The organism is Micromonospora sp. C97 (assembly GCF_018070385.1).
Classification (GTDB): domain Bacteria; phylum Actinomycetota; class Actinomycetes; order Mycobacteriales; family Micromonosporaceae; genus Micromonospora; species Micromonospora parva.
The window spans coordinates 41,303-67,123 of sequence record NZ_JAGPXU010000020.1; the positions used below are offsets into that span (position 1 = coordinate 41,303).

A 25,821-nucleotide genomic window follows, 5' to 3' on the forward strand; every position below is an offset into this window, starting at 1 on the left:
CACGCTCAGGGCAGCAGTACGCCGGCCAGCGGGTGGACCGTCTCCTCGATCTCGTCGGCGACCCGGCTGAAGCACTGGTCGCCACGACCCCACGGGTCGTCCAGGTCATCGGTGGGCAGCGCCGAAGTGCCCAGCCGCGCGTCGTGGGCCGCCGCCACCACTGCCACGCCCCGGGCGTAGACGGCCTCCGGGGTGGCGTCGCCCGGCGGCAGCGCGGCGGCGTCCACCGCCGCCAGCAGCCGACCGAACTCGCCGAGCACGAACGTGCGGGCCGCCGCGTCCGGGCGGAGCGCCACCACGTACTCCTGCTGGTCGGCGGTGGCGGTCAGGACCAGGTCGGCGGCGTCGATGTGGTCCGAGCGCAGCTTGCGCGCCGCGAACCCGGCCACGTCCCCGCCACGGCCGGTGACCTGCCGTGCCGCCGGCGGGTTCATCTCCTCGCCCGCGTGCCAGCCACCCGTGCCGGCGCTGTGGCTGTGCACCAGTTCCTCGGCCTGGGCCGGGTCCTGCGCACGCCGGGTCAGGCGCTCCCGCACCGCCAGCGCGAGCAGCCGCTCCGCCATCGGCGAGCGGCAGATGTTGCCCATGCACACGTGCAGAACCGTGAACGGGGGCACTCAGACCGCCCGACCGTCGACGAGATCCGGAACCACGTCGCGCAGCTTCTCCAGAGGGATCGCCCCGGCCCGCAACAGCTGCGGCACCTCACCGGTCAGATCCACGATCGTGGAGGGCACCGGGTCCGGGCACGGCCCGGCCTCCAGATAGGCCCGCACCGAGTAGCTGAGCTGATCACGCGCCTCGTTGGCGGTGACAGCGGCCGGCTGGCCGGTCTTGTTCGCCGACGACACCGCCATCGGGCCGGTCTCGCGCAGCACCTCCAACGCCACCGGGTGCAGCGGCATCCGCACCGCCACCGTGCCGGTCTTGTCGCCCAGGTCCCACTGCAGGCTCGGCGAGTGCTCGACCACGATCGTCAACGCACCGGGCCAGAACGCCTCCACCAGGTCCCGGGCGGCGGTGGGCAGCGAGAAGACCAACCCGTCGAGGGTGTGCCGCGAGCCGATCAGCACCGGCGGCGGCATCTGCCGACCCCGGCCCTTGGCATCCAGCAGCGCCTTCACCGCGTACGGGGTGAACGCGTCCGCGCCGATCCCGTACACCGTGTCGGTCGGAAGAACAACCAGCTCGCCGTTCTTGACCGCCTCGATCGCCGCAGCGATGCCGCGGTCCCGATCGGCGGGCGACCGGCAGTCGTAGAGCATCACGAGGAGTCAGTCTGCCACGCCGCCCCGATCTAGGCCCGCTGGCCGTCCGCCCGTCGGGACGCGGTCGCGAAGCGGGGACGCCCGGTGAGGTCCGGATGCTCCGCCACGGCGGTGAAGCCGCCGTCCTCGGCGAGCAGCCCGGGCACCGCCACCCCGTGGGTGTCGTCGTGCTCGACGCCGAGCACGCCTCCAGGGCGCAACAGCACCGCCGCCCGGGCGACGACCGGCCGGATCACCACCAGACCGTCCGCGCCACCGAAGACCGCCTCCGCCGGGTCGTGCCCGGCCACCTCGGGCGGGACCACCACGTCGTCCGGCACGTACGGCGGGTTGCACAGCAGCACGTCCACCCGGCCCACCAGCTCGGCCAGCAGGTCCGGCGCGGTCACGTCGGCCTCGACCACCTCGATCGGCCGGTCCCCCGCCGCCGCCCGCTCCGCCGCGTTGCGCCGCAGCCAGGTCAGCGCCGCCGGGGACCGTTCCACAGCGATCACCCGCGCCGCCGGCAACTCCTGGGCCACCGCCAGGGCGATCGCGCCCGAGCCGCTGCACAGGTCCACCACCAGCGGCTCCGGCCGACCCTGGGCCTGCTCGATGCCCCAGCCGGCCAGCAGCTCGGTCTCCGGCCGGGGCACGAAGACACCCGGGCCGACCGACAGCTCCAGGTGCCGGAACCCGGCCCGACCGGTCAGGTGCTGCAACGGCTCACGCGCCGCGCGGCGGCGGGTCAGCTCGTCGAGCCGCACCAACTGGTCGCCGCTGAGGTCGTCGGCGAGCGCCAGCCGGCCCCGGGGAACCCCCAGCACGTACGCCGCCAACAACTCGGCCTCCACCCGGGCGGAGCCGACCCCGGCGGCGGCGAGCGAGCGGGCCGCCCGGGCCACCGCGGCGGACGGCCGGACCGGGCCTGTCCCTTCGGGGGGGTGTTGCGGCAAAGTACTCACGACATAATCATGAAGCGTCGCGGGCGACGTGACGAACAGGTGCGCCCTGGCGCGCACGACAGGAGGTTGGCGGGTGGGCTGGCTCGACCGGGTCGAGGACCAGGTTGACGCCCTCACGCACGCCCGGGCGTTGCAGGAGGCCAGCCGCTCCGCGGAGTCGTACGTCCTGCTGGAGCGGGTGATCCGCACCACCAACGACCCGGCGGCGCGAGCGGACGCCATGGTGCAGCGCCTCTCCGCGCTGATCAATCTCGGTCGAACCGCGGAGTTCACCAGGGCCATCGAGGAGGCGTCGGCGGCCGTCCGCGACCTCGCCGAGCCGTACCTGCACGGTCACCTCAACGCGCTGGCCGCGCTCGCCGCGCACCACCAGGGAGCGCTGGACCGCTGCGTCATGCACCTCGTCCGAGCGGCCCGCGCGCTGGGCGCCGTCGCCGACCCGGACCGGGACACCGCCTGGGGCTGGCACGACCTGGCCATGGCCTACAGCTACCTGAGCTTCCACGGGTACGCGCTGGGCGCCATCGAGCGGGCCCGGCAGCTCGGGCTGACCGCCGGGATCCCGGAGGAGACGTTCGCCGCACCGGGCATCCGGCTGCGCAACGCCGTGGCCCTGGACCACAACGGCGACAGCGACGGTTGTCTGCGGGTGCTGCGGGACGTGGCGGCCGACCTGGCCCGCTTCGTTCGCGCCGGGCGTGCCGGGCAGCTGCGCCCGAGCAGCCTCGCCGCGTACGGCTACGCGGCCGCCCGACAGGCCGCGCTCGGCGACCAGGTGGCGACCGAGGGCACCGAGCCAGCCCGGTTGATCAGCCACGGTGGGGACAGCGCCCGGGCCCGCGACCTGCGTCAACTGGGGCAGGTGTGCCTCGCGGTCGCCGACGGTCGACCGATCGAAGCGGTCACCCGACTGGACACCGTCCAGGTGTCCAACGAGACGCTCGGGGCGGCCGAGCCGGCCCGACTGCGCAGCATCGCGCTGACCCGCGCCGGGGACCACCTGGCCGCGCACCGGGCCGACCGGCTGGCGTTCCGGCTCGCCGCGCAGCGCAACGACCGGCTGCGCGACGTGTACATCGACGGCATCGCCGCCCGCATCGACCACGAGGAGATGCGCCGCGAGGCGGCGCGCTTCGAGGGCGAGGCGTTGACCGACCCGCTCACCGGGCTGCCCAACCGCCGCCGGCTGGAGCGCTACATCACCGCTGTGGTCACCCGCGGCGACCGGGTGGTGATCGGCGTCTGCGACCTGGACGGCTTCAAGGCGGTCAACACCCGGCACGGGCACCACTCCGGCGACCTGGTGCTCCAACGCATCGCCGGCGTGATCAACCGGGTGATGCGCCGGGGCGATTTCGTGGCCCGCTACGGCGGTGACGAATTCGTGGTGGTGCTGCCGGACACCGGCATGGCCGAGGCCGCCGAGGTGGCCCGCCGGATCGAGGCAGCGGTCCGACTGGAGGACTGGGAATCGTTGGTGCCGGGCACCCCGGTCGGGGTGAGCATCGGCTTCGCCGAGGTCTCCGGTGGCAGCGGGCTGCGCGACGCGCTCAGCGTCGCGTTCGAGCAGGCCGACCGCGAGATGCTCCGCGCCAAGACCCGCCCCCGCGCGAGCTGACCGCCCGGCCCGCCCCGATCAGCGGCGGGTCGAGCGCCGCGACCAGGTCGAGCGCCGTGGTCAGCGGCGGGTCAGCTCGGTGTCGCCGGCGAGCCGGGCGGCACGGTCGGCCTCGGTGAGGGCGTCCAGCACCCCGTCCAGCTCGCCGCCGAGCGCCAGGTCCAGGTTGTACGCGGTGTAGCCGATCCGGTGATCGGTGATCCGGTTCTGCGGGAAGTTGTAGGTGCGGATCCGCTCCGAGCGGTCCACAGTGCGTACCTGCGCCTTGCGCGCGTCCGAGGCGGCGGCGTCGGCCTGCTCCTGCGCGGCGGCGAGCAGCCGGGCCCGCAGGATCCGCATCGCCTGTTCCCGGTTCTGCAACTGGGACTTCTCGTTCTGGCAGGAGACGACGATGCCGGTCGGCAGGTGGGTGATCCGCACCGCCGAGTCGGTGGTGTTGACCGACTGGCCGCCCGGGCCGGACGAGCGGAACACGTCGATGCGCAGGTCGTTCTGGTCGATGGTGACGTCGACGTCCTCGGCCTCCGGCAGCACCAGCACCCCGGCGGCGCTGGTGTGGATCCGGCCCTGCGACTCGGTCACCGGGACGCGCTGCACCCGGTGTACGCCGCCCTCCCACTTGAGCCGCGACCAGACGCCGTTGCCGCCCTCCGGCACACCCTTGGTCTTGATCGACAGGGAGACGTCCTTGACCCCGCCCAGGTCGGAATCCTGCGCGTCGATCACCTCGGTGACCCAACCGTGCCGCTCGGCGTAGCGGGTGTACATCCGCAGCAGATCACCGGCGAACAGCGCCGACTCCTCGCCACCCTCACCGGCCTTGATCTCGACGATCACGTCCTTGGCGTCGTGCGGGTCGCGCGGAATGAGCAGCTCGGCGAGGCGCTCCTCCAGCACCGGCAGGGACTCGGCGATGGACTCCGCCTCACCCGCGAAGGACGGGTCCTCGGCGGCCAGCTCGCGAGCCGCGGCCAGATCGGCGCGGGCCTGCTCCAACTCGTCGGCGGCCTTGTGCAGCGGCACCAGCTCGGCGTACCGGCGGCCGACCCTGCGCGCGGTGGCCTGGTCGGCGTGGATGGCCGGGTCGGCCAACCGCTTCTCCAGCTGCGCGTACTCGTCGAGAAGGCCGGCCAGACGCTCGCTGCTCATGCTGCGGATGCTCCTTCGACGGTGCGCGACGACCGGGCCGGGCCGGGGGGCCAGCGGCCGGGCGGAAAACTGAGGGAAATGCGGACGGCGCCCGCGTCCGGCGGAAAACCGGACGCGGGCGCCGAACGAGGAGCTACTTGGCCTTCTTGGCCTGAACCTTGGCGTACTTCTGCTGGAACTTCGCGACCCGGCCGGCGGTGTCGAGAACGCGCTGCTTACCGGTGTAGAACGGGTGGCAGGCGCTGCAGGTCTCGGCGTGGATCGCCCCGCCCTTGGCGGTGCTGCGGGTCGTGAACGTGTTGCCACAGGAGCAGCTGACCTCGGTGGTCACGTACTCCGGGTGGATGTTTGCCTTCATCTCGCCTCGGTCCTCTCGTTGGTGGTCGCCGGGTCGCCGTCATCGCTCGTCGCGCCGTACGCGACGGGCTCGGGCGTGAACCGGAACCGGTGGCCGATTGACCAGTGTGCCATGGGCCTGAGCCGACCCGGTAATCGGGCCGCACACCTCGTCCGGCATCGTCAACACGTGCCTACCCGTCCGCATTCCCACCGCCCGACGGGGCATTCGCGCACCCGGCGGACCGCCGCCAGGTACCCCGGCCGGGGTACGCCCGTCGAGCCGGAGGTGCGTCGATGACCCGCCTGATCGCCACCCGGGGACTGCCCGCCTCGGGCAAGACGACCTTCGCCCGCACGCTCCAGCCGTCCGTCGCGCGGGTCAACCGGGACGATCTGCGCCGGATGCTGCACGGCGAACGGTTGTTCACCCAGTGGGCCGAGGCGCAGGTGACCGCCGTGCAGCAGGCTCAGGTCGAGGCGCTGCTGCGGGCCCGCGCGGACGTCTGCGTGGACGACACCAACCTGCGCTCGCGGACCCTGCGGGGCTGGGCCGACCTGGCCGCCCGGCACGGCGCGCAGTTCGAGGTGCACGACTTCACCGACGTCCCGCTGGACGAGTGCCTGCGCCGCGACGCCGCCCGTCCGGCCGCCGACCAGGTGGGTGCGGACGCGATCCGCCGGCTGCACGAGCGGTACCTGCGGGGGCGCACCCTGCCGTTGCCGGTGCCACAGGCACGTACCGGACGCCCCGGCACCGTGCACCCGTCGTCGACCGAGCCACCGGAGATCGTTCTGGTGGACATCGACGGCACCGTCGCGCTGGCCGTCTCCCGCAGCCCGTACGACATGACCCGGGTGGGCGAGGACCAGCCGAACCCGGCGGTGATCGCGGCGGTCCGGGCGATGCACGCCGCCGGGTACGGCGTGGTCTTCTGCTCGGGGCGCGACGCCTCCGCCCGCGCGGCCACCGAGGCCTGGCTGGCCCGGCACGTACGAGTGCCCTACCTGGGTCTGCACCTGCGGGCGGTCGGTGACTCCCGCAAGGACTCGATCGTCAAGCGGGAGATCTACGACCGGGAGATCCGGGACCGTTACCGGGTGGCCGGCGTCTTCGACGACCGCGTCCAGGTGGTCCAGATGTGGCGGGCCCTCGGCCTCACCGTCTTCCAGGTGGCCGAGGGGGACTTCTGAGCCCCGGGCGGGGGCCCTCCGCGCCGGAAGGGCCCCGCCCGCTGCTCACCGGGTGAGGGCGATGGTGGCCTCGGCGCTGAGGCCGTTGACAGTGACAGTCAGGCGTATCGGCACGCCGGACCGCAGTGCCGTCAGGGTGCCGGTGGCCGGGTCGAAGCGGGCGGTGTGCCACTGGCGCACCCCCGCCGCCGAGCCGATGTGCACCTGCGGCGACCCGGACCAGTCGGCGCTGACCGGCGCGGCCACCGGGACCGTACGCCCGCCGGGCTGGGTCAGCGTGGCGCTGACCGACACCGGGGTGCCCACCGCGACGCTGGCCGGGGCGGTCACCGTGAGCCGGTCGGCGTGCGCGTGGAACTCCGCGTCCACCCAGGCCGGCCCCTCGGCGAGCGGGTTCCGGCGGGCGCGCTCGGCCTCGGCCGGGGTGACCGGGTCCACGCCGAACTCCGTCCAGCCGGTGAAGCCGCCCTGGTCGGCGGGGGTGGATGGCGTCTTGCCGGCGTTGCCGTTGATGACGAAGGGCACCCCGTCCACCCGGTCGGCGTGGAACGTGCCGACGTGCCCGCCCACGAACAGCGCGCCCTTTCCGGTGCGGTGCTGGAAGTCGGCCATCCACTGCTCCAGCAGCGCCGCCTCCTTGCGGTCACCGAGCTGGCTGGCCTGCGCCGGGCTGGGGTCGCGCGCCGGGTGGTGGTGCAGCACGACGACCGAACCCACGCGTCGGTCGGTGGCCGCCGCGTCCAGCGTCTCGCGCAGCATCCGCACCTGGTCGAAGCCTCCGCCGCGCAAGGTCCCGGTGGACGAGTTCAGCGTGACGAACCGGGTGCCGTTGTGGTCGAACACCCGTGAGGTGGCACCGAAGGCGGCCTCGAAGTTGCTGATCGGCGCGCCCATGATCTCGTGGTTGCCGGGCACGTAGTACCAGGGCAGGGCGTCTCCCAGTTCCTCGGCGAGGATGCGCTTGGCCAGCGCGAAGTCGGCCGGGTAGGCAGTGTCCACGAAGTCACCGTTGATCAGCAGGAAGTCCGGCCTGGCGGCCTTGACCTCGCGCAGCGTCCGGCGGGCCTGGGCGACCAGGTCACTGTCCGGGTCGGCGGCGACGAACTGGGCGTCGGAGAGCACCGCGAACCGCCACGGCGCGCCGTCCACGGTGCCGTCGCGGACCACCACCCGATCGGTACGCGGCGGCACCGCCGGCACGTCGACGGTCGGGGGCACCTTCGCCACCAGGTCGTCGATGATCACCTCGCTGGTGTACTGCGCCGCGGCGTTCGTCTCGGCCACGTAGAACCGGCGCACCCGCACCGGGTACTGCACCCCGGCCGGCACCGCGAACTCCACGTACCGCCAGCCTGTCCAGGTGATCAGTGGTCCGCGCAGCACGTGCTGGGTGTCCTGGGCGTCGTGCAGGTGCAGGCTCGGCCACTCCCCGGTGCCGTTGCCGTGGATCCACATGCCGAACGCCTGCGGCTGGCCGGGCACCTCGATCCAGGCCGGCGGGTCGGCGTACGCGGCCCGCGTGCCGGTGGACTGGCTGAAGTCGTACGTCATCCGCAGGCCCGTGCCGGTGTGCCCCGGTGTCGGCGCTACCGACCCGCTGGCGCGGGCCTGGCTGAACCGCCAGGATCCGGCGTCGTCGAAGCCGGCCACCGGCACGTCGGTCAGCCCGACGGTGACCGGCAGGACGGTGCTGCTCCGTCCGACGTGCACGGTGACCAGGGCGGAGCCGGTGTCCCGCAGCGCGCTGACCGCGAGGTTGCCGTCCGCGGTCGGAGTGATCCGTAGCAGGTCCCTGTCGTAGTCGAGGGTCAGGTCGGCCGGCTCGATCGGCGCGGTGTTGCCGTCGCCGTCGTACCCGACCACGCCGACCACCGCGTTGCCATCCCGCCCGGTCAGCCCGACGCGCGGCACGGTGGCGCCGATCCGGGTCAGCGGGCCGAGCACGGTGAGACCCAGCGAGCCGGTGGCGCGGCCACGTGCCGCGGTGACCGTGCTGGCCCCCGGTGTGCCGGCGTGGAACACCCCGTCACCGCCGACCCGGCCGCGTACCGCCGGGGTCACCCGCCAGCTGGGGGCGCCGGCCGCCGGGCCGTACGTCTCGTCGTAGCCGGCGGCCGTGAGGACGCGGGTCAGACCGGGAAAAACCCGGTCGGGCCGGCCGCCGCGCACCGGCGAGATGCCCGGGGCGGCGGTGGGGTCGCTGGCCGTCTCGACCCAGTAGCCGGTGAGCCGGCCGCTGCCCTTCGGCGCGTAGATGGCCAGGCCGTTGGGCACGGCCCGCTCGGTCCCGTCCGACGGGCCGTTCTCCACCTGCACAGCCGGTGCGCCCGGCTCCCGGGCCAGCAGCGTGGACGAGCCGCCTCCGTCGAGGTTGAGCGCGTGGTGGGCACCGAGTTCGGCCATCATCCGGCCCATCTCGGTCTGCGTCACGCCGCGGCTGTCGACCTGCCGGCCGTCCACCGTCAACATGATCATCTTTCGCCCGTCGGCGCTGAAGCCGACGGAGGTGCGCGGAGCCAGCGTCGGGTCGGCGATGCTCTGGACGACGCCGTCGCGGACCAGCACGTTGCCGCCTCCGACGGCAGCGTGCAGGCTGCTGCCGTCGGACGGCTTCGGACGCCAGGCCACCGTCACCGGGTCACCGGGGCGAAGACCGGCGAGGGCGTCCGCACCGGCGTCCCGGCCGAGCAGCACGGTGCTGCCGGCGGCGATCGGTCCGCTGCCGGCCACAGCGCTCACCCCGGTCACCCGACCGCCGGAGACGGTGACCTCGACCACCCGGGCCGCGCCCTCCACCGCCCGCTGCCGGGAGTACGTCCCCCAGAGTTCGGTGAACGCGCCGATGCCGTCGGCCTGCACCATGTTGTTGAACTGGGTCAGCGGCACCGGCCCGGTGGGCAGGGTGGCGCTGCCGTCGAAGTTCACCTCGATCACCCGGCCGAGCCCGCTCGTGGTGACCGCCACCGCGTTGTGGTGGCCGCCGACCGCCGACTGGATCAGCTCGCCGTCGCGGATGCCGACGCCCTGGGCGGCACCGGAGTTGTTGATGTCGAAGAAGTCACCGTTGACGGCGGCGACAGCCCGCGTGGCGTCCGCCGCCGTGCGCAGGGGCTCGGCCCGGCTGACCGCCCCGGAGTTGACGTAGTCGACGGTGGACCCACCGGCGAGGTCGGTGGTGAGGGCGTCGGCGCGCAGCCAGCCGTCGGCGTCGTACCGGTCGAAGGAGGTGAGCTGCACGCCCGGGGCGACCGGTCGGGTGGTCTTCGTGGTCTCCAGTCCGCCGGCCGGCTCCAGACCGTCGGTGGCCGAGGTCGAGGCGGTCGCGGCGGGGTCGGTGACCAGCCCGACGGAACCGAACGGCCACGACGACGCGGACGGCGCGTCCTCGGCGAGGGTGGACGGGGCGACGGTGGACGGGGCCGGCGGGGCGGCGGTGGCCGGCAGCGGCGCGGCCAGCGAGAGCAGTGGCGTCAGCAGCAGGACGCCGGTGCGGCGGGCGGATCGTCTGCGGGTACGCATGGACGACAGTCAACCCGGTCCTGAATAGAAGTTTCAAGACCCCTGGACTGAAGCGAAGGAAAACTCCACAATGACATCATCGGGGGGATCGGGCTGGGGACATGACGAAGGGGCACGACCACAACGGCCGTGCCCCTTCGTCGGTCAGCGCAGGAGGGTCACTCCCCCGGCGTCGACTTCGCGATCTGCATCAGGAACTCGATGTTCGTGCGGGACTGCTTGAGCCGGTCCAGCAGGAGATCCATCGCCGCCTGCGAATCCAGCGAGTGCAGCACCTTCCGGAGCTTGTGGATGATGGCCAGCTCTTCCGGTGCGAGCAGGACCTCTTCCTTACGCGTACCGGACGGGTTGATGTCGATGGCCGGGAAGGTCCGCTTGTCGGCGATCTTCCGGTCCAGCTTCAACTCGGCGTTGCCCGTGCCCTTGAACTCCTCGAAGATGACCGTGTCCGCCATGGAACCGGTCTCCACCAGCGCCGTGGCGATGATGGTCAGCGACCCGCCGTTCTCGATGTTGCGGGCCGCGCCGAGGAAGCGCTTCGGCGGGTACAGCGCGGTGGAGTCGATACCACCCGACATGATCCGGCCGCTGGCCGGTGCCGCCAGGTTGTACGACCGACCGAGCCGGGTCACCGAGTCGAGCAGCACGACGACGTCGTGCCCCAGCTCGACGAGGCGCTTGGCCCGCTCGATGGCCAGCTCCGCCACCGTGGTGTGGTCCTGCGGCGGACGGTCGAACGTGGCCGCGATGACCTCGCCCTTGATCGACCGCTGCATGTCGGTGACCTCTTCGGGCCGCTCGTCGACCAGCACCACCATCAGGTGGCACTCCGGGTTGTTGCGGGTGATCGCGTTCGCGATCGCCTGCAGCACCATCGTCTTACCCGCCTTGGGCGGAGACTGGATGAGTGCCCGCTGGCCCTTGCCGATCGGCATGACCAGGTCGATGACCCGGGTGGTCAGGATGTGCGGCTCGGTCTCCAACCGCAGGCGCTCCTGCGGGTAGAGCGGAGTGAGCTTGTAGAACTCCGGACGACGCCGCGCCTCCTCCGGCTCCATCCCGTTGATCGTGTCCAGCCGCATCAGCGGGTTGTACTTGTCGCGCCGCTGGTCACCGCTGTTGCCACCCTCACGGGCCGCCCGCACCGCACCGGTGATCGCGTCACCACGGCGCAGGCCGTACTTCTTGATCTGGGACATCGAGACGTACACGTCGTTCGGGCCGGCCAGGTAACCGGTCGTCCGCACGAAGGCGTAGTTGTCGAGCACGTCGATGATGCCGGCCACCGGGACGAGCACGTCGTCCTCGCTGACCTGCGGCTCACGCCCGCCGGTGTCGGCACCGGTCTCGGCGCGCTCGCCGCGCCCGCGGCGACGGTCCCGGAAACGGCTGCGCCGGCCGCGCCGGCCGCCGCCCTCGCCGTCGTCGTCGTCGCTGTCCCGCTCGGCCCGCTGACCACGGTCGTTGCGGTCGTTGCGGTCACCGCGGTCTTGGCGGTCGTTGCGCTCGGCCCGCTCACCCCGGTCGGCACGCTCACCACGATCGTTGCGCTCGCCCCGGTCGGTACGCTCGGCCCGCTCGCTCCGGTCGTTGCGCTCGCCCCGGTCGGCTCGCTCGCCCCGGTCGACACGCTCGCCCCGGTCGACACGCTCACCGCGCTCGGCACGCTCACCGCGCTCGGCACGCTCGCCCCGGTCGGCACGCTCGCCCCGGTCGGCACGCTCACCCCGGTCGGCACGCTCACCCCGGTCGGCACGCTCACCGCGCTCGGCACGCTCACCGCGCTCCGGACGCTCGGCCCGGTCGCGACGGGTCTCGCCGCGGTCGGCACGCTCGCCGGCTTCCGCCTCGTCGCCACGGGTTTCGGTCGCCCGCGCCTCGGTCGCCCGCGCCTCAGCGGGACGTGCCTCGGTCGCCCGCGCCTCGGCGGGGCGCGCCTCGGTGGCACGGGCCTCCGCCGCCGCGGTCCGGCTGCGCCGGGTGCGACTACGGCCCTCGGTCTCGGCGGCCGGCTCGGCCGGCGCCTCTTCGGCACCGCGTCGACCCTCGGCTGCCGGCCGGTCGGCGGTCTCCCGCACCTCGGCCCGCACCCCCTCACGGGTCGGCGCGGCTGCGGCCGCGACCTCGGCCCGTGGTCGAGGGGTCCCGGCGGCGTTGCCGCCCTGCCGCTCGGAAATCGCGGCGATCAGCTCGCCCTTGCGCATGCGAGCCGTGCCGGAGATGCCGAGCGACGCAGCCAGGCTCTGCAGCTCTGGCAGCAGCATCGCCGACAGACCGGTGCCGCTACGCCGACGACGGGCGGGAGCGGCGGCGGTGGCATCGCCAGCGACGTTGGAAACATCCGACGTCACGTCGGTGGTGTCGCTCAATGGATTCCTTCCCTCGATAGGCCGGGACTGCCCGGAGTCGGAACTCAGGTGGCCGGGCGGCCTCGGTGCACCCGCCTCGCAAGGACGCGTCGCGGGAGTCTGTGACACAGCAGCCGGTCGGTATCCCGACTCACCAACGTCGGTGAGCAGGTCTCGCCGTCTGCGGCGACCTGTGGAAACTGCGGCGCGGCGTGGGCCTTGGGCAGGGGTAGACGGGCTGACCGCCGAGAGCTTCGGGGGTGCGCCGCCCCGCAGGAGATCGCGTGCTTCGCGGCTGTGCTAGGTCTAGAGCGTAATCAACTCTTCCGACCTGCGGCAACAGGGTCCCGCTCGGCGTGTCCAAGTGTACCCCGGGCGACCCGCGCGCCGCTGACGTCTATCGGTAACTGCCAGATCTCCCAGTCTGTTCCCAGCGGGAAGTCCGCTGGCGGCTCGCTGAGCGCCAGGACAGTCGGCCCCGCCCCACTGACCACAGCTGCCACACCCGCCGCGCGCAACGCGTTGACCAGCGAAGACGTGCCCTGCATCCCGGCTGCGCGATAGTCCTGGTGGAGCCGGTCGACGGTGGCCGGCAGCAGCAGGGCCGGGTCCGTGGTGAGCGCGTGCACCAGCAGGGCCGCCCGCCCTGCCGTCAACGCGGCGTCACCATGCGGCACGGTGGCCGGCAGGGCCGCCCGCGCGGTCGCTGTCAGTCCGCGTTCCGCCGGGACGAAAACAGTGGGCCGCACCGCGTCGGCGACCGGCAGGGACACCGCCCGGGCACCGCCCGGCTCGGACCAGGCCACCGTGAAACCGCCGAGCAGGCACGGTGCCACGTTGTCGGGGTGACCCTCGATCTCGGCGGCCAGCCGCAGCGTGCCGGCGTCGTCGAGGCGGTGCTCCCCGTCGACGACGAGGGCCCGGGCCAGCAGCACCCCGGCGACGATCGCGGCGGACGAGGAGCCCAGCCCACGCGCCTGCGGGATCCGGTTGACGCACTGCACGCTCAGCCCGCCGGGTTGGGCCCCCAGCACGTCGAACGCGGCGCGCATGGCCCGCACCACCAGGTGTCTGTCGTCGTCGGGCAGCTCACCGGCGCCCTGCCCGGTCACTGTCACCCGGACACCGCTCGGCGCGACCTCGGCGGCCAGGTCGTCGTAGAGCCCGAGGGCGAGGCCCAGCGCGTCGAATCCCGGGCCCAGGTTGGCGCTGGTCGCCGGGACGCGGACCCGGACCGACTCGGCGGTGAAGTTCGTCGGCACGCGCTCATGCTAGGGCCCGGGACCGACGAACCGGGCCCGCGCCCGCTGCCTGGGATCGCCGAGCTCAGCCGGCCGGGTCCGGGACCGGCTCGGCGGCCGGATCGGTGAGCGAGAGCCGGCGGGTGGCGATCCGCCAACCGACCGCGTACACGAGGGTGATCAGACCGCAGCCAGCGAGCACCACCCGTTCGTCGACCACGTCCACCACCAGGGCCACCGCCAGTTGGCTCACCGAGATCGCCAACGTCGCCAGCATCATGTCGGTGGCGAAGACGCGGCCCCGCAGCCGGTCCGGGACCTCGCCCTGCAGGGCGAAGTTCGACATCACCCAGTTACTGCCACCCGCGAAGTGCGCCACGAAGACCAGCAACAGCACCAACGGAAACCAGCGCACGACGGAGGTGCCCAGGTAGGACAGGCCGTACAGCGACATGGACAACGCCAGCCCGGGCAGCAGCCAGGCCCGGTTGGTCAGCACCCGGCGCATCAGGATCGGCCCCACCAACGCTCCCGCGCCGCGTACCGCGAAGAGCAGGCCGGCGCCGAGCGGGCCGACACCGTAGACACCGGCCAACAGCGGGAACACGGTCAGCACGCCGTTGCCCAGGCCCACCGCCGACTTCACGGTGACCAGCGCCAGCACCCGGGGGCGGTGACCGATGTAGCCGAGTGCCTCGCGGACGGCGGACCAGGTCCGCTGGGGCGGTTGGTCGGCGTCCCGGGGCACCTGCAGCGGCCGGCGGATCCGGGTGGCGAGGGCCGCGGCGACCGCCAGGCCCGCCGCCGCCACCCAGAAGCAGACGTACGGGCCGGCAGCGGTGCTCAGCACGCCGCCGAGCGAGGCACCGACCACGGTCATGGTGCCCCAGGCCGAGCCGGCGACGGCGTTGCCGGCGGCGAGTTCGTGCGGCTCCAGCACGTTGGGCAGCGCGGCCTGGGCCGCCGGCGAGTAGAACGCCTTGGCCACCGCCACCGCGCCGATCGCCACCAGCGCCAGCCACGCCGTTGCCGCGTTGCGCACGCCGAGCAGCAGCAGCACGCCCGCCAGCGCCGCCACGTTCGCGGCGATCATGATCTTCCGGCGGTCGAAGCGGTCGGCGATCGTGCCGGTGTACGGCAGCAGCAGCGCCACGATGCCGGTGTCCACCGCCAACACCAGCGCGCCCCAGACGCCGCTGCCGGTCAGCTGCGGCAGCAGCACCAACAGCGGCACCATGACGAACCAGTCGGCGCCGAAGACCACCAACTCGGCGAGGAAGAGGTTGCGGAAGCTCCGATTGCCGGTCAGAACCGAGAGGGTGGACGCCACGGAGCGCGACCCTACCTGGTCGGTGGCGGCGCGACACCCGCTCCCAGCAGCGCCGAGACCGTGACGAAGGTGTAGCCGCGCGACCGTAACCCGTTGATCATGTCGGTCAGGCCCCGCAGTGCGACAAGCCGCCGCCGCGCCCCCACGTCGTGGCCGAGCACGATCGTTCCCGGCCGGACGCCCGCCACGATCCGCCGGGCGTGGCCGGCCGGATCGTCGGGGAACTCACGCTCCACCATCTGCAGCGACCAGAGCACCAGTCGGTAGTCCAGTCGGGCCGCCGCGTGCAGCACCGCACCGCCCAGGTGGCCGTACGGCGGACGGAGCAGCACCGGCGGCGACCCGGTCAGCTCGGCGATCACGTCGTGGCTGCGGCGCAGGTCGTCGTACGCCTCGTCGGCGTCCAGTTCGGCCAGGTCCCGGTGCTGCCAGCTGTGGTTGCCCACCTCGTGCCCGCCGAGCCGGTCGCGGACGACGTCGGCGTGCCGATGGACCTGCGCCCCGACCATGAAGAAGGTGGCCGGAACCCGGTGCTCGGCCAGGGTGTCGAGCACCATCGGAGTCCACTGTGGTGCCGGGCCGTCGTCGAAGGTGAGCGCCACCAGGCGCTGGTTGGTCGGTGCCGACCAGATGACCTCCAGCGCGCCGGAGCCGACATCCTGCTGACCGTTGCCGAGGGTGGCGCTGGCGGGGCCACCGGCGATCGGCAGTTTGCGATGGCCGCTCCACCACGCCTCGGACGTCCCCGCGCCGACGGCCACACCGCTCACCACCAGCAGGCCACGGCGCAGCAGGTCGCGTCGCCCCCACCCGCGCGCGTCCTCGGCCATCCGCCCGCCCCGCTCCACCCACACCCCCATCCATCTACGAGGAGTATGCAAGAAGTTACACAAAGTGCGGAGCGGTCGGGTCGGAGTGTTTCGGCTCAAACAACTGGAACGCCCCCGGCAGAAATCCACCGGGGGCGTTCCGAACCTCGCTGCGACCTACTCGGTCGGCTCCGCCGGGGGCAGCGGCGAGGTGCGGCTACGGGGCAGCCGCAGCACCTCGAACTGGTCCGTGCCCTCCACCAGCGCGGCCGACGGCGCCGGTCGCCCGGCCGGCTGCGCACCTTCGGCGGTGGCCGGGGCCGGGGCCGGCGCGGGCGCGCCGCTCGGCACCGCGACCTGGTTCGGGGCTGGCGACTCGTCCGCCTCCACGGTGGTCACCGCCGACCCCCCGGAGCGCCGCCGTGCGCGCCGAGCGCGCAGCGACTCCTTGGTGTGCTCCACCATCGTGTACAGCGTCGGCACCAGGATCAGCGTGAGCAACGTCGAGCTGAGCAGACCACCGATCACCACGACCGCCAGCGGCTGGGAGATGAAGCCGCCCTCACCGGTCAACCCGAGCGCCATCGGCAGCAGCGCGAAGATGGTCGCCACCGCCGTCATCAGGATCGGGCGCAGCCGGCGACGGCCACCTTCGACCACCGCCTCCTGAACCCCCATGCCCTGCGCCCGGTACTGGTTGATCAGGTCGAGCAACACGATCGCGTTGGTCACCACGATGCCGACCAGCATCAGCACACCGATCAGCGCCGGCACGCCGAGCGGCGTTCCGGTGACCAACAGCAGGCCGATCGCACCGGTCGCCGCGAACGGGATGGAGATCAGCAGGATCAGCGACTGGGTCAGGCTGCGGAACGTCGCCACCATGATCAGGAAGACGATCGCGATCGCGGCCAGCACCGCCAGGCCCAGGTCCGCGAAGGCGTCCGCCTGATCCGCGCTGACACCACCGATGGTGAAGCTCGCACCCGGCACGTTGATGCCGTCCAACCGCTTCTGCAACTCAGTGCTGGTCGCGCCCAGGTTCGAGCCGGTCGCCGAGCCGGTCACCGACACGCTGCGCTCACCGTCGATCCGACTGACCTGCTGCGGCCCCTCGCCCTGGGTGACCTTCGCGATGTCGCCCAAGGTGACCGGACCCACCGGCAGCGCCCGCAGCGCCTCCACCGTCGTCGGCGGCTGCGTGCCCAGCCGCAGCACCACGTTCTGCTGCCGGCCGTCGAGCGTGACCTGCCCCAGCGGCGCTCCCCGGAACGCCTGCGACACCAACTGCCCCACGGCGGCCTCGGTGAGCCCGACCCGACCGGCGGCGACCCGGTCGACCGTCACGTCGACTCGCGGCACCTGCGCGGCCAGGCTGGTGGTGACGTCCTCGACGTCCGGCACCCCGGCCATCGCCGTGCGGGCCTCCTCGGCGGCCCGGGCCAGCACCTCCGGGTCGCTGGCCTGGACGATCACCTCCAGCTGGCTGGTCGACGCCTCCTGCCCGCCACCGAAGCTGATCTCGCCCAGCCCGCTGCCGAGCTTGTCGAACTCCTCGCGCAGCACCTCACGCATCTGCTTCGCGTCGGTGTCACCGTCGAGCGCCAACGACCAGTTGGCGACGTTGTTGCCGCCACCCCCGAACGGGTTGTCCCCGCCGCCGGCGGTCACCTGGTACGTCTTGACGCCCTTGGTGCGGGACAGCACCGACTCGATCTGCTTGGCCGCCGCGTCGGTGGCCGCCAGACCACTGCCGGCCGGCAGCTCCTGGCTCATGTTGAGGGTGTCCTGGCCGGAGTCGTCCAGGAAGTTGGTCTCCAACTTCTGCGACAGGCCGAAGGTGCCGAAGAGCACCAGCAGGCCGAGCCCGACGGTGATCCAGCGGGTGGACCGCTTGCGGGTGGCGAAGCCGATCACCGGCAGGTAGCCCCGCTGCAACGGGTTGCGCAGCTCCTTCTCCTCCGCGCCGCGCCGTACCGCCTCGTCGTCGGCGGTGCCGCTGGGCGGCTTGAGGAACCAGTACGCGAGGACCGGGATCACGGTCAGCGACACCAGCAGCGAGGCGACCAGGGCCACCGTCACGGTGATCGCGAACGGCGCGAAGAGCTGGCCCACGAACCCGCCGACCAGCGCGATGGGCGCGAACACCGCCACCGTGGTGAGGGTGGACGCGGTCACCGCACCGGCCACCTCCCGGACCCCGGTGATGATGGCGTGCCGCTTCTCCTCGCCGTACTCCAGGTGTCGTTTGATGTTCTCCAACACCACGATCGAGTCGTCGACCACCCGACCGACAGCGATTGTCAACGCGCCGAGGGTGAGCAGGTTGAGCGAGTAGTCACCGATCCACAGGGCGATCAGCGCCACCAGCACGGAGAGCGGGATGGAGACCGCGGTGACCACCGTCGAGCGCACCGACAGCAGGAAGACCAGGATGACGATGACCGCCATCACCAGGCCCAGCAGGCCCTCGGTGGTCAGCGACTCGATCGACTTCTCGACGAACGGCGCCTGGTCGAAGACCACCGTCAGCTCCGCGCCGGAGGCGTCCTTCAGGTCGTCGAGCCGGTCACGGATCTCGTGCGAGATCTGCACGGCGTTGCCGTCCGGGGCCGCGGTGATCGCGACACCGAGGCTGTCCTTGCCGTTGGTACGGGTGATCGCGGTGGCCGGAGCGAGCTGCTGCTCGACGGTCGCCACGTCACCGAGTCGCACCGGTGCCGCCGCCGGGGCGATCACGATGCCGCGCAGCTCCTCCAGGGTGGCGATCGGCGTACCGACCTGCACCGGGAGGGCCAGTGTGCCGTCGGTCACCGCGCCGGCCGGCACCGCCACGCCGTTGGTCTTCAGCGCCGCGCCGATCGCCGTCGGTTGGATCTTCGCGGCGGCCAGCTTCGCCGGGTCCGGGGTGACCACCACCACGTCGTCCCGGTCGCCGGTCACCTCGACGGTGCGTACCCCCTCGATGCCCTCCAGCTCCGGCACCACTGTGGCGCGCAGTTTCTCGGCGAGCGCCCGCTCGTCCCCGGTGCCGGCCGCGGCCAGCACCACCGCCGGGAGGTCGTCGGTGCTACCCGCGATGACCTGCGGGTCCACGCCCTCCGGCAGCTGGGCGTCGATGCGGCTCAACGCGGTCTGCATCTTGTTGACCACGTCGTCCAGGTCGGTGCCGAACTCGTACATCACCTGGACGGTGGCCGCCCCCTCGCGGGACGTGGAGGTGATCTTGTCCAGCCCGGGGATGCCCTGCAGGGCGTTCTCGATCGGCTCGGTCACCTGGGACTCGACGATCTCGGGGCCGGCGCCGGGGTAGGGGGCCACGATGAACGCGGCCGGGAACTCGAGCGACGGCAGCAGTTGCTGCTTCAGCGACGGCACGGCGAACGCTCCGAACACCGTGGTCACCACCGCGATGAGGGCGATCAGCCCTCGGTTGGCGAGGCTGAATCTGGCGAGCAGCGACATCGGCCTGGCTCACTCCTGAACGAGAATGCGGGCGGGGATACCCGAAAGTGTGCCGGACTCGCCTACCTCGACCCCCGCCGCCCCCGGGCCGCCCGCCCGCCGTCGATCACCACCAGGACGGTGGCGCGCTCAGGCGAGGTCGAGGGCGCGAGCCGCCGCCAGCGGGTCGTTCCCGATGGTCACCGGCGCCGGTGCGGTGGAAATCGCCCATTCCGGGTCCTTCAACCCGTGACCGGTCACCGTGCACACGACAGTGGAACCGGGCGGCACCGCGCCCGCCGCACCCTGCTGGAGCAGACCGGCCACGCTGGCCGCGCTGCCCAGCTCGACGAAGACCCCCACCTCGCGGGCGAGCAGGCGGTACGCGGACAGGATCTCGCGGTCGGTCACCGACGCGATCAGGCCACCGGAGGCGTCCCGGGCATCCAACGCCTTGGTCCAGCTCGCCGGGTTGCCGATCCGGATCGCGGTGGCGATCGTCGACGGCTCCGGCACCACCTGGCCGGTCACGATCGGGGCCGCCCCGGCGGCCTGGAAGCCGTACATCTTCGGCGTCCGGGTGGTGGCACCGGCCGCCGTCTCCTCCGAATATCCCATCCAGTACGCGGAGATGTTGCCGGCGTTGCCGACCGGCAGGCAGTGGATGTCGGGCGCGTCACCGAGCGCCTCGACGATCTCGAAGGCGGCGGTCTTCTGCCCGTGCAGACGGTCGATGTTGACCGAGTTGACCAGCGCGACCGGGTAGTCCTGGGCGAGCTTGGCGGCCGTCGCGAGGCAGTCGTCGAAGTTGCCGTTGACCTGCAACAGCTTCGCGCCGTGCACCAGCGCCTGGGCCAACTTGCCCAACGCGATCTTGCCCTGCGGCACCAGCACGGCACAGGTCAACCCGGCCCGAGCCGCGTACGCCGCGGCGGAGGCGCTGGTGTTGCCGGTGGAGGCGCAGATGATGGCCTTGTTGCCGGCCTCGACCGCCTTGGACACCGCGAGGGTCATCCCCCGGTCCTTGAAGGAGCCGGTCGGGTTGGCACCCTCCACCTTCAGGTACACGTCGCAACCGAGCCGGGCGGACAGCACCGGCGCCGGCAACAACGGGGTGTTCCCCTCGTGCAGCGTGACGACCGGCGTGGCCGCGGTGACCGGCAGCCGATCCCGGTACGCCTCGATCAGACCCCGCCACATGTCGTTTCTCCTCGCCTCTACCGCCGCGCCCACCCGAGCGTCACGGCCACCTTGGACCAGCCTGCCGGAGCGGTCGATGGCACACCCCGGCGTACCCACCTGACGGGACGCGCGAGCCGTGCCGTCGATGATGCAACGACTCAGGCGTCGCCCTCGACCCGCAGCACGCTGGTCACCGACCGGACGATGTCCAGCCCGCGCAGCTCGCCGACGGTCGCCGCGAGCGCGGCGTCCGGGGCCACATGCGTGACGATGACCAACTCGGCGTCGCCGTCGCGGCCCGCCGGTCCGCCGGCCGAGCCCTGCCGCACCGTCGCGATCGACACGTCGTGCCGGGCGAACACGCTCGCCACCGACGCCAGCACACCCGGGCGGTCGGCCACGTCGAGGCTCACGTGGTAGCGGGTCAACGCCTCACCCATCGGCCGGACCGCCAGGTCCGCGTACGCGCTCTCGCTGGCCGCGCGCACCCCGGCGAGCCGGTTACGGGACACCGCGACCACGTCGCCGAGCACCGCGCTGGCGGTGGGCGCTCCGCCGGCGCCCCGACCGTAGAACATCAGCTGCCCGGCGGCGTCCGCCTCCACGAAGACCGCGTTGAACGCGTCACCGACGCTGGCCAGCGGGTGGCTGCGGGGGATCATCGCCGGGTGCACCCGGACGCTGACCGTCTCCCGGCCGGTGGGGTCCACGCCCCGGGCCGCGATGCAGAGCAGCTTGATCGTGCAGCCCATCGCCTGGGCGCTGGCCATGTCCGCGGCGGTCACCTCGGTGATGCCCTCGCGATGCACGTCGGCGGCGCCGACCCGGGTGTGGAACGCCAACGAGGCGAGGATCGCCGCCTTCGCCGCCGCGTCGAAGCCCTCCACGTCGGCGGTCGGGTCGGCCTCCGCGTACCCCAGGGCGGTGGCCTCGTCGAGGGCCTCGGCAAAGCCGGCGCCGGTCGCGTCCATCGCGGAGAGGATGAAGTTGGTGGTGCCGTTGACGATGCCGGTGACCCGGTTGATCCGGTCGCCGTGCAGCGACTCGCGCAGCGGGCGCAGCAGCGGGATGGCCCCGGCCACCGACGCCTCGTAGTAGAGGTCGCCGCCGCCCTCGGCGGCCGCCTCGTGCAGGGCCACCCCGTCCTCGGCGAGCAGCGCCTTGTTGGCGGTGACCACGCTCTTGCCGGCGCGCAGCGCCTCGACCAGCCAGCTGCGGGCCGGCTCGATGCCACCGACCACCTCGACCACCACGTCGACGTCGTCGCGCTTGATCAGGCCGAGCGCGTCGGTGGTGAACAGGTCCTCGGCGACCGGCAGGTCACCCCGGTCGCGGCCGAGCCGGCGGACGGCGATGCCGGCGATCTCCAGCGGAGCGCCGATCCGCGCGGCCAGGTCGGCCGACTGCTCGTGCAGCAGCCGGACCACCTCCTGGCCGACAGTGCCACAGCCGAGCAGCGCCAAGCGCACAGGTGACGTCATCCAACATCCAATGCGAGCAGGTCCTCTTCGGTTTCCCGCCGGACGATCAGGCGCGCCTGGCCGTCGCGCACCGCGACCACCGGTGGCCGGGGCACATGGTTGTAGTTGCTGGCCATGCTTCGGCAGTACGCACCGGTGCCGGGCACTGCGACAAGATCTCCGGGCTGCACGTCGGCGGGCAGGAATTCATCCTTCACCACGATGTCCCCGGACTCACAGTGCTTTCCCACCACGCGGGCGAGCAACGGCTGCGCGGTCGAGGCGCGCGAGGCCAGCGTCGCCGAGTAGGACGCGTCGTACAGGGCGGTGCGGATGTTGTCGCTCATCCCCCCGTCGACGCTGACGTACGTCCGGAGGCCGTCGAGATCCTTGACCGTGCCGACCTCGTAGAGGGTGAACACGGCCGGCCCGACGATGGCCCGGCCCGGCTCGATCGACAGGTGCGGCACTGCCAGGTTCTCCACCGCGCACTCCGAATCGACGATCTTGCGAAGTCGCTTGGCCAGATCCTGCGGTGTCGCCGGGTCGTCCTGGGTGGTGTACGCGATGCCGAACCCGCCGCCGAGGTCCAGCTCGGGAAGCTCCACCCCGCGCGCGTCGCGGATCTGGGCCTGCAGGGCGAGCACCCGACGGGCCGAGACCTCGAAGCCGCTGGCGTCGAAGATCTGCGAGCCGATGTGCGAGTGCAGACCGCGCAGCTCCAGCACACCCTCGTCGAGGATCTTGAACGCGGCGTTGGCGGCGGCCCCGCCAGCCAGCGAGAAGCCGAACTTCTGGTCCTCGTGGGCGGTGGCGATGAACTCGTGGGTGTGCGCCTCGACGCCCACGGTGACCCGGACCAGCACCCGGGGCCGGACCCCGCGCTCGCGGGCCAGCGCGGTGAGCCGGTCGATCTCGGTGAACGAGTCGACGATGATGCGACCCACCCCGGCGTCCAGCGCCCGGCCCAGCTCGGCGACCGACTTGTTGTTGCCGTGGAAGCCGATCCGCTCCGGCGGCATCCCGGCCGACAGCGCGGTGGCCAGCTCGCCGCCGGTGCAGACGTCCAGGTGCAGCCCCTCCTCGGCGATCATCCGGACCACCGCCCGGCAGAGGAACGCCTTACCGGCGTAGTAGACGTCCTCGGTCGGGAAGGCCGCCCGGAAGTCGCGGCAGCGCGAGCGCAGGTCGGCCTCGTCCAGGACGTACACCGGGGTGCCGAACTCGGCAGCGATGTCGCGGACGCTCAGGCCCGCGACGGCGACAGCGCCGTCCGCGCCACGCGTCACCGACCGCGGCCACAGCGCCGGCACGAGGGCGTTGACGTCGGCAGGGGTACGCAGCCAGGCCGGCCCCTGGTTGCTGATGTCCGCGTGCAGCGCACCAGCCTCATGAGCGCGCATGTCACATCCTCTCGGGGGCGGAGACGCCGAGCAGGTGCAGACCGTTGGCGATCACCGTGCGGGTGGCGTTGTTGAGCCAGAGCCGGGCGCGGTGCAGGTCGGTGACCTCCTCGTCGCCCAGCGGCAGCACCCGGCAGTTGTCGTAGAACCGGTGGTAGGAGGCAGCCACGTTCTCCTCCAGGTAGCGGGCCACCCGGTGCGGCTCGCGCAGCTCGGCGGCGGTGGCCACCACCGCCGGGAACTCGGCGAGCGCCTTGAGCAGCTCGTTCTCCTTCTCGTGGTCGAGCAGCTCGGGGCGGAACGCCTCGGCGTCACCCGGAACCAGCCCCACCTCGGCGGCGTTGCGGGCCACGCCCGCCGTCCGGGCGGCCACGTACTGCACGTAGTAGACCGGGTTGTCGCGGGTCGCCCGGGTCCACAGCTCGATGTCGATGTCGATCGGCGAGTCGCTGGAGTAACGGGCCAACGCGTACCGGGCGGCGTCCACGCCGATCGCCTCGACCAGGTCCTCCAGGGTGATCACCGTGCCGGCCCGCTTGCTCATCCGCATCGGGGCGCCGTCGCGCAGCAGGTTGACCAGCTGCCCGATGAGGATCTCCAGGTTGCGCTCCGGGTCGTCGCCGAAGCAGGCGGACATCGCCTTCATCCGGCCGATGTAGCCGTGGTGGTCGGCACCCAGCATGATCACGACCCGCTCGAAGCCGCGCTCGCGCTTGTCCAGGTAGTAGGCGCAGTCCGCGGCGAAGTACGTCCACTCGCCGTTGGACTTGCGCAGTACCCGGTCCTTGTCGTCACCGAAGTCGGTGGTACGCAGCCAGGTGGCGCCCTCGGACTCGTACAGGTGCCCCTGCTGGCGCAGCCGGGCCAGGGCGAGGTCCAACTCACCCCGGTCGTGCAGGTCCTTCTCGTTGAAGTAGGTGTCGAACTCCACCCCGAAGTCGCGCAGCGAGCTGCGGATCTCGTCGAACATCAGCGCGACGCCCTCGACCCGGAAGATCTCCTGGGCGGCGTCGTCGTCGAGCGAGCGCACCTCCGGCCGGCGGGCCTGCACCTCGCTGGCGATCTCGGCGATGTACGCCCCGCCGTAACCGTCCTCCGGAGCAGGCTCGCCCTTGGCCGCGGCGAGCAGCGACCGGGCGAACCGGTCGATCTGCGAACCGGCGTCGTTGAAGTAGTACTCCGTGCCGACCTGCGCGCCGGTGGCCCGCAGCAGCCGGCTCAGCGCGTCACCGACGGCCGCCCAACGGACCCCGCCGATGTGCACCGGCCCGGTCGGGTTGGCCGAGACGAACTCCAGGTTGATCTTCTCGCCGGCGAGCCGGTCGCTGTGGCCGTACTCCGAGCCGGCCTCGACGATCATCCGCGCGAGTTGACCGGCGGCAGCGGCGTCGAGCCGGATGTTCAGGAAGCCCGGCCCGGCGATTTCCACCGATTTCACACCCGCCGCCCGACCCAGCTCGTCGGCCAGGGCCGTCGCCAACTCCCGGGGCGGGACGCCCACCTTCTTGCTCAACTGCAGCGCGAGCGTCGAGGCGTAGTCGCCGTGCTCGGGGTTGCGCGGTCGCTCCACCACCGTGCTCGCCGGCAACGCGGCGCGGTCGAGGCCACGCTGGTCGAAGACGGCGTGGGCGGCGGCAAGGACGACCGAGGCTAGTTCTGCAGGAGTCACCCATCCATGTTATCGGGGGTAGACTCGGGCACTCGGCGGCTCCCCTGCGCGTCATCCGGCCCGCCACTCCCCTGACCGACCGACTTGACGAGGCACGATGAGCATCAGCACCCCGGGTGGCCCTGAGCGCCGCCCGACCGTGGTCAGCACCGGCAAGAAGCCGGCCGCCGGCCGGCCGGCGTCCGGCGCCAAGGCCGGCTCCGGCAAGCCGACGGGCAAGCCGGCAGGCTCTCCCCGGGCCGGCGGCAAGGGCCCGCGCAAGCCGGTCACCCCGGTCAAGGTGAGCCAGGGCCGCGCCTGGGGTCCGATCGCGCTCTTCGTCGCCGTGGGTGTGCTCTTCGTGGCGATCGTCGGGTACGGCGCCTGGGCGACCTTCCAGGGCTCCAAGCCGTGGGACAAGCGGGCCAACGCCATCGACGGCATCGTCAACATCCGCAAGTCCGACCCGGACAGCCTGAAGTACGAGTCGCACAAGTCGGGTCCGCTGACCTGGAACTACTCGCCTCCGGTGGGTGGGGTGCACAACGCCGCCTGGCAGAACTGCATGGGCGACGTGTACGACGCCCCGATCGCCAACGAGCACGCGGTGCACAGCCTGGAGCACGGCGCGGTGTGGATCACCTACCGCCCCGACCTGCCGAAGGACCAGGTCGACAAGCTCGCCGGCAAGGTGCGCGGCGTCGAGAAGACCTTCATGAGCCCGTACGAGGGCCTGGACAAGCCGATCTCGCTGCAGGCCTGGGGCTACCAGCTCAAGGTCGACAACGCCGACGACTCGCGGATCGACGAGTTCATCAAGGACCTGCGGGTGAACGCCTCCGTCGAGGGCCCGACGGCGCTCTGCAACACCGGCATCACCGCCACCGGCACCACGCCGCGTGAGCTTCAGCAGCAGCCCACCCAGTAA

The 25,821-nt window shown here is 72.4% G+C and carries 17 protein-coding genes and 1 pseudogene; 3 read left to right on the top strand and 15 right to left on the bottom strand.

What is annotated here, in order from left to right; all coding sequences use genetic code 11:
* Positions 1 to 5 precede the first annotated feature (5 nt).
* The 3 genes and pseudogenes from KBX26_RS23000 to prmC form a co-directional block, all read right to left on the bottom strand.
* A complete protein-coding gene (locus KBX26_RS23000) occupies positions 6 to 617 on the bottom strand; it encodes a phosphotyrosine protein phosphatase (RefSeq protein WP_210858512.1) in 612 nt (203 codons plus the stop codon).
* Positions 618 to 1,278 (bottom strand): annotated as a pseudogene (locus KBX26_RS23005) (L-threonylcarbamoyladenylate synthase).
* Positions 1,279 to 1,297: 19 nt separating this feature from the next.
* The gene (gene prmC / locus KBX26_RS23010; protein ID WP_030333155.1) at positions 1,298 to 2,212 is read right to left on the bottom strand and encodes a peptide chain release factor N(5)-glutamine methyltransferase; all 915 of its coding nucleotides are present in this window, start codon (positions 2,210 to 2,212) and stop codon (positions 1,298 to 1,300) included.
* Between the two features lie 73 nt (positions 2,213 to 2,285).
* Here prmC and KBX26_RS23015 point away from each other — a divergent pair, with 73 nt between their 5' ends.
* Positions 2,286 to 3,830: a diguanylate cyclase gene (locus tag KBX26_RS23015; protein ID WP_030333154.1), complete on the top strand. Its 1,545-nt coding sequence runs from the start codon at positions 2,286 to 2,288 to the stop codon at positions 3,828 to 3,830.
* A 60-nt stretch (positions 3,831 to 3,890) separates the two neighbouring features.
* On the opposite strand, the gene prfA is transcribed toward KBX26_RS23015, so the two are convergent.
* Positions 3,891 to 4,979, bottom strand: coding sequence for a peptide chain release factor 1 (prfA, locus tag KBX26_RS23020; RefSeq protein WP_030333152.1), 1,089 nt, complete (start codon positions 4,977 to 4,979; stop codon positions 3,891 to 3,893).
* A gap of 133 nt (positions 4,980 to 5,112) precedes the next feature.
* On the bottom strand, positions 5,113 to 5,337 hold the full coding sequence (rpmE, locus tag KBX26_RS23025; RefSeq protein ID WP_030333150.1) for a 50S ribosomal protein L31: 225 nt from the start codon (positions 5,335 to 5,337) through the stop codon (positions 5,113 to 5,115).
* A 275-nt stretch (positions 5,338 to 5,612) separates the two neighbouring features.
* Here rpmE and KBX26_RS23030 point away from each other — a divergent pair, with 275 nt between their 5' ends.
* A complete protein-coding gene (locus KBX26_RS23030; protein WP_030333148.1) occupies positions 5,613 to 6,509 on the top strand; it encodes an AAA family ATPase in 897 nt (298 codons plus the stop codon).
* Positions 6,510 to 6,554: 45 nt separating this feature from the next.
* Here the strand turns inward: KBX26_RS23030 and KBX26_RS23035 are convergent, their stop codons facing one another.
* From KBX26_RS23035 to argS, 10 genes are all read right to left on the bottom strand, one after another.
* The gene (locus KBX26_RS23035; protein WP_210859543.1) at positions 6,555 to 10,028 is read right to left on the bottom strand and encodes a phosphodiester glycosidase family protein; all 3,474 of its coding nucleotides are present in this window, start codon (positions 10,026 to 10,028) and stop codon (positions 6,555 to 6,557) included.
* Between the two features lie 158 nt (positions 10,029 to 10,186).
* Positions 10,187 to 12,397, bottom strand: coding sequence for a transcription termination factor Rho (gene rho / locus KBX26_RS23040; RefSeq protein ID WP_210866399.1), 2,211 nt, complete (start codon positions 12,395 to 12,397; stop codon positions 10,187 to 10,189).
* Positions 12,398 to 12,693: 296 nt separating this feature from the next.
* Entirely contained in the window at positions 12,694 to 13,638 is a 945-nt protein-coding gene (thrB, locus tag KBX26_RS23045) for a homoserine kinase (RefSeq protein WP_030333142.1), read from the bottom strand.
* A gap of 64 nt (positions 13,639 to 13,702) precedes the next feature.
* A complete protein-coding gene (locus tag KBX26_RS23050) occupies positions 13,703 to 14,947 on the bottom strand; it encodes an MFS transporter (RefSeq protein WP_210866400.1) in 1,245 nt (414 codons plus the stop codon).
* A gap of 11 nt (positions 14,948 to 14,958) precedes the next feature.
* Positions 14,959 to 15,807 carry a polysaccharide deacetylase family protein gene (locus KBX26_RS23055; RefSeq protein WP_247680972.1) on the bottom strand — a complete coding sequence of 283 codons (849 nt, stop codon included), beginning with the start codon at positions 15,805 to 15,807 and terminating at the stop codon, positions 14,959 to 14,961.
* Between the two features lie 126 nt (positions 15,808 to 15,933).
* Positions 15,934 to 19,221, bottom strand: a complete 3,288-nt coding sequence (locus tag KBX26_RS23060) for an efflux RND transporter permease subunit (RefSeq protein ID WP_210866401.1) — start codon at positions 19,219 to 19,221, stop codon at positions 15,934 to 15,936.
* 129 nt (positions 19,222 to 19,350) lie between these two features.
* Complete coding sequence (thrC, locus tag KBX26_RS23065) at positions 19,351 to 20,400, bottom strand: threonine synthase (protein ID WP_030333136.1); 1,050 nt, start codon at positions 20,398 to 20,400, stop codon at positions 19,351 to 19,353.
* 140 nt (positions 20,401 to 20,540) lie between these two features.
* Positions 20,541 to 21,851 (bottom strand): homoserine dehydrogenase, encoded by a 1,311-nt coding sequence (locus KBX26_RS23070; protein ID WP_030333133.1) that lies wholly within the window; start codon positions 21,849 to 21,851, stop codon positions 20,541 to 20,543.
* Between the two features lie 8 nt (positions 21,852 to 21,859).
* Positions 21,860 to 23,245, bottom strand: coding sequence for a diaminopimelate decarboxylase (gene lysA / locus KBX26_RS23075; RefSeq protein WP_210858010.1), 1,386 nt, complete (start codon positions 23,243 to 23,245; stop codon positions 21,860 to 21,862).
* 1 nt (position 23,246) lies between these two features.
* Positions 23,247 to 24,914: an arginine--tRNA ligase gene (argS, locus tag KBX26_RS23080; protein WP_210858011.1), complete on the bottom strand. Its 1,668-nt coding sequence runs from the start codon at positions 24,912 to 24,914 to the stop codon at positions 23,247 to 23,249.
* 97 nt (positions 24,915 to 25,011) lie between these two features.
* On the opposite strand from argS, the gene KBX26_RS23085 reads away from it, so the two are divergent.
* A complete protein-coding gene (locus KBX26_RS23085) occupies positions 25,012 to 25,821 on the top strand; it encodes a DUF3105 domain-containing protein (protein WP_030333127.1) in 810 nt (269 codons plus the stop codon).

What these genes read in the sequence shown, in the direction of transcription:
- prfA (WP_030333152.1), bottom strand. Translation starts at nt 4,979, where the DNA reads ATGAGCAGCGAGCGTCTGGCCGGCCTTCTCGACGAGTACGCGCAGCTG.
- rpmE (WP_030333150.1), bottom strand. Translation starts at nt 5,337, where the DNA reads ATGAAGGCAAACATCCACCCGGAGTACGTGACCACCGAGGTCAGCTGC.
- KBX26_RS23030 (WP_030333148.1), top strand. Translation starts at nt 5,613, where the DNA reads ATGACCCGCCTGATCGCCACCCGGGGACTGCCCGCCTCGGGCAAGACG.
- KBX26_RS23035 (WP_210859543.1), bottom strand. Translation starts at nt 10,028, where the DNA reads ATGCGTACCCGCAGACGATCCGCCCGCCGCACCGGCGTCCTGCTGCTG.
- KBX26_RS23055 (WP_247680972.1), bottom strand. Translation starts at nt 15,807, where the DNA reads ATGGGGGTGTGGGTGGAGCGGGGCGGGCGGATGGCCGAGGACGCGCGC.
- KBX26_RS23060 (WP_210866401.1), bottom strand. Translation starts at nt 19,221, where the DNA reads ATGTCGCTGCTCGCCAGATTCAGCCTCGCCAACCGAGGGCTGATCGCC.
- thrC (WP_030333136.1), bottom strand. Translation starts at nt 20,400, where the DNA reads ATGTGGCGGGGTCTGATCGAGGCGTACCGGGATCGGCTGCCGGTCACC.
- lysA (WP_210858010.1), bottom strand. Translation starts at nt 23,245, where the DNA reads ATGCGCGCTCATGAGGCTGGTGCGCTGCACGCGGACATCAGCAACCAG.
- KBX26_RS23085 (WP_030333127.1), top strand. Translation starts at nt 25,012, where the DNA reads ATGAGCATCAGCACCCCGGGTGGCCCTGAGCGCCGCCCGACCGTGGTC.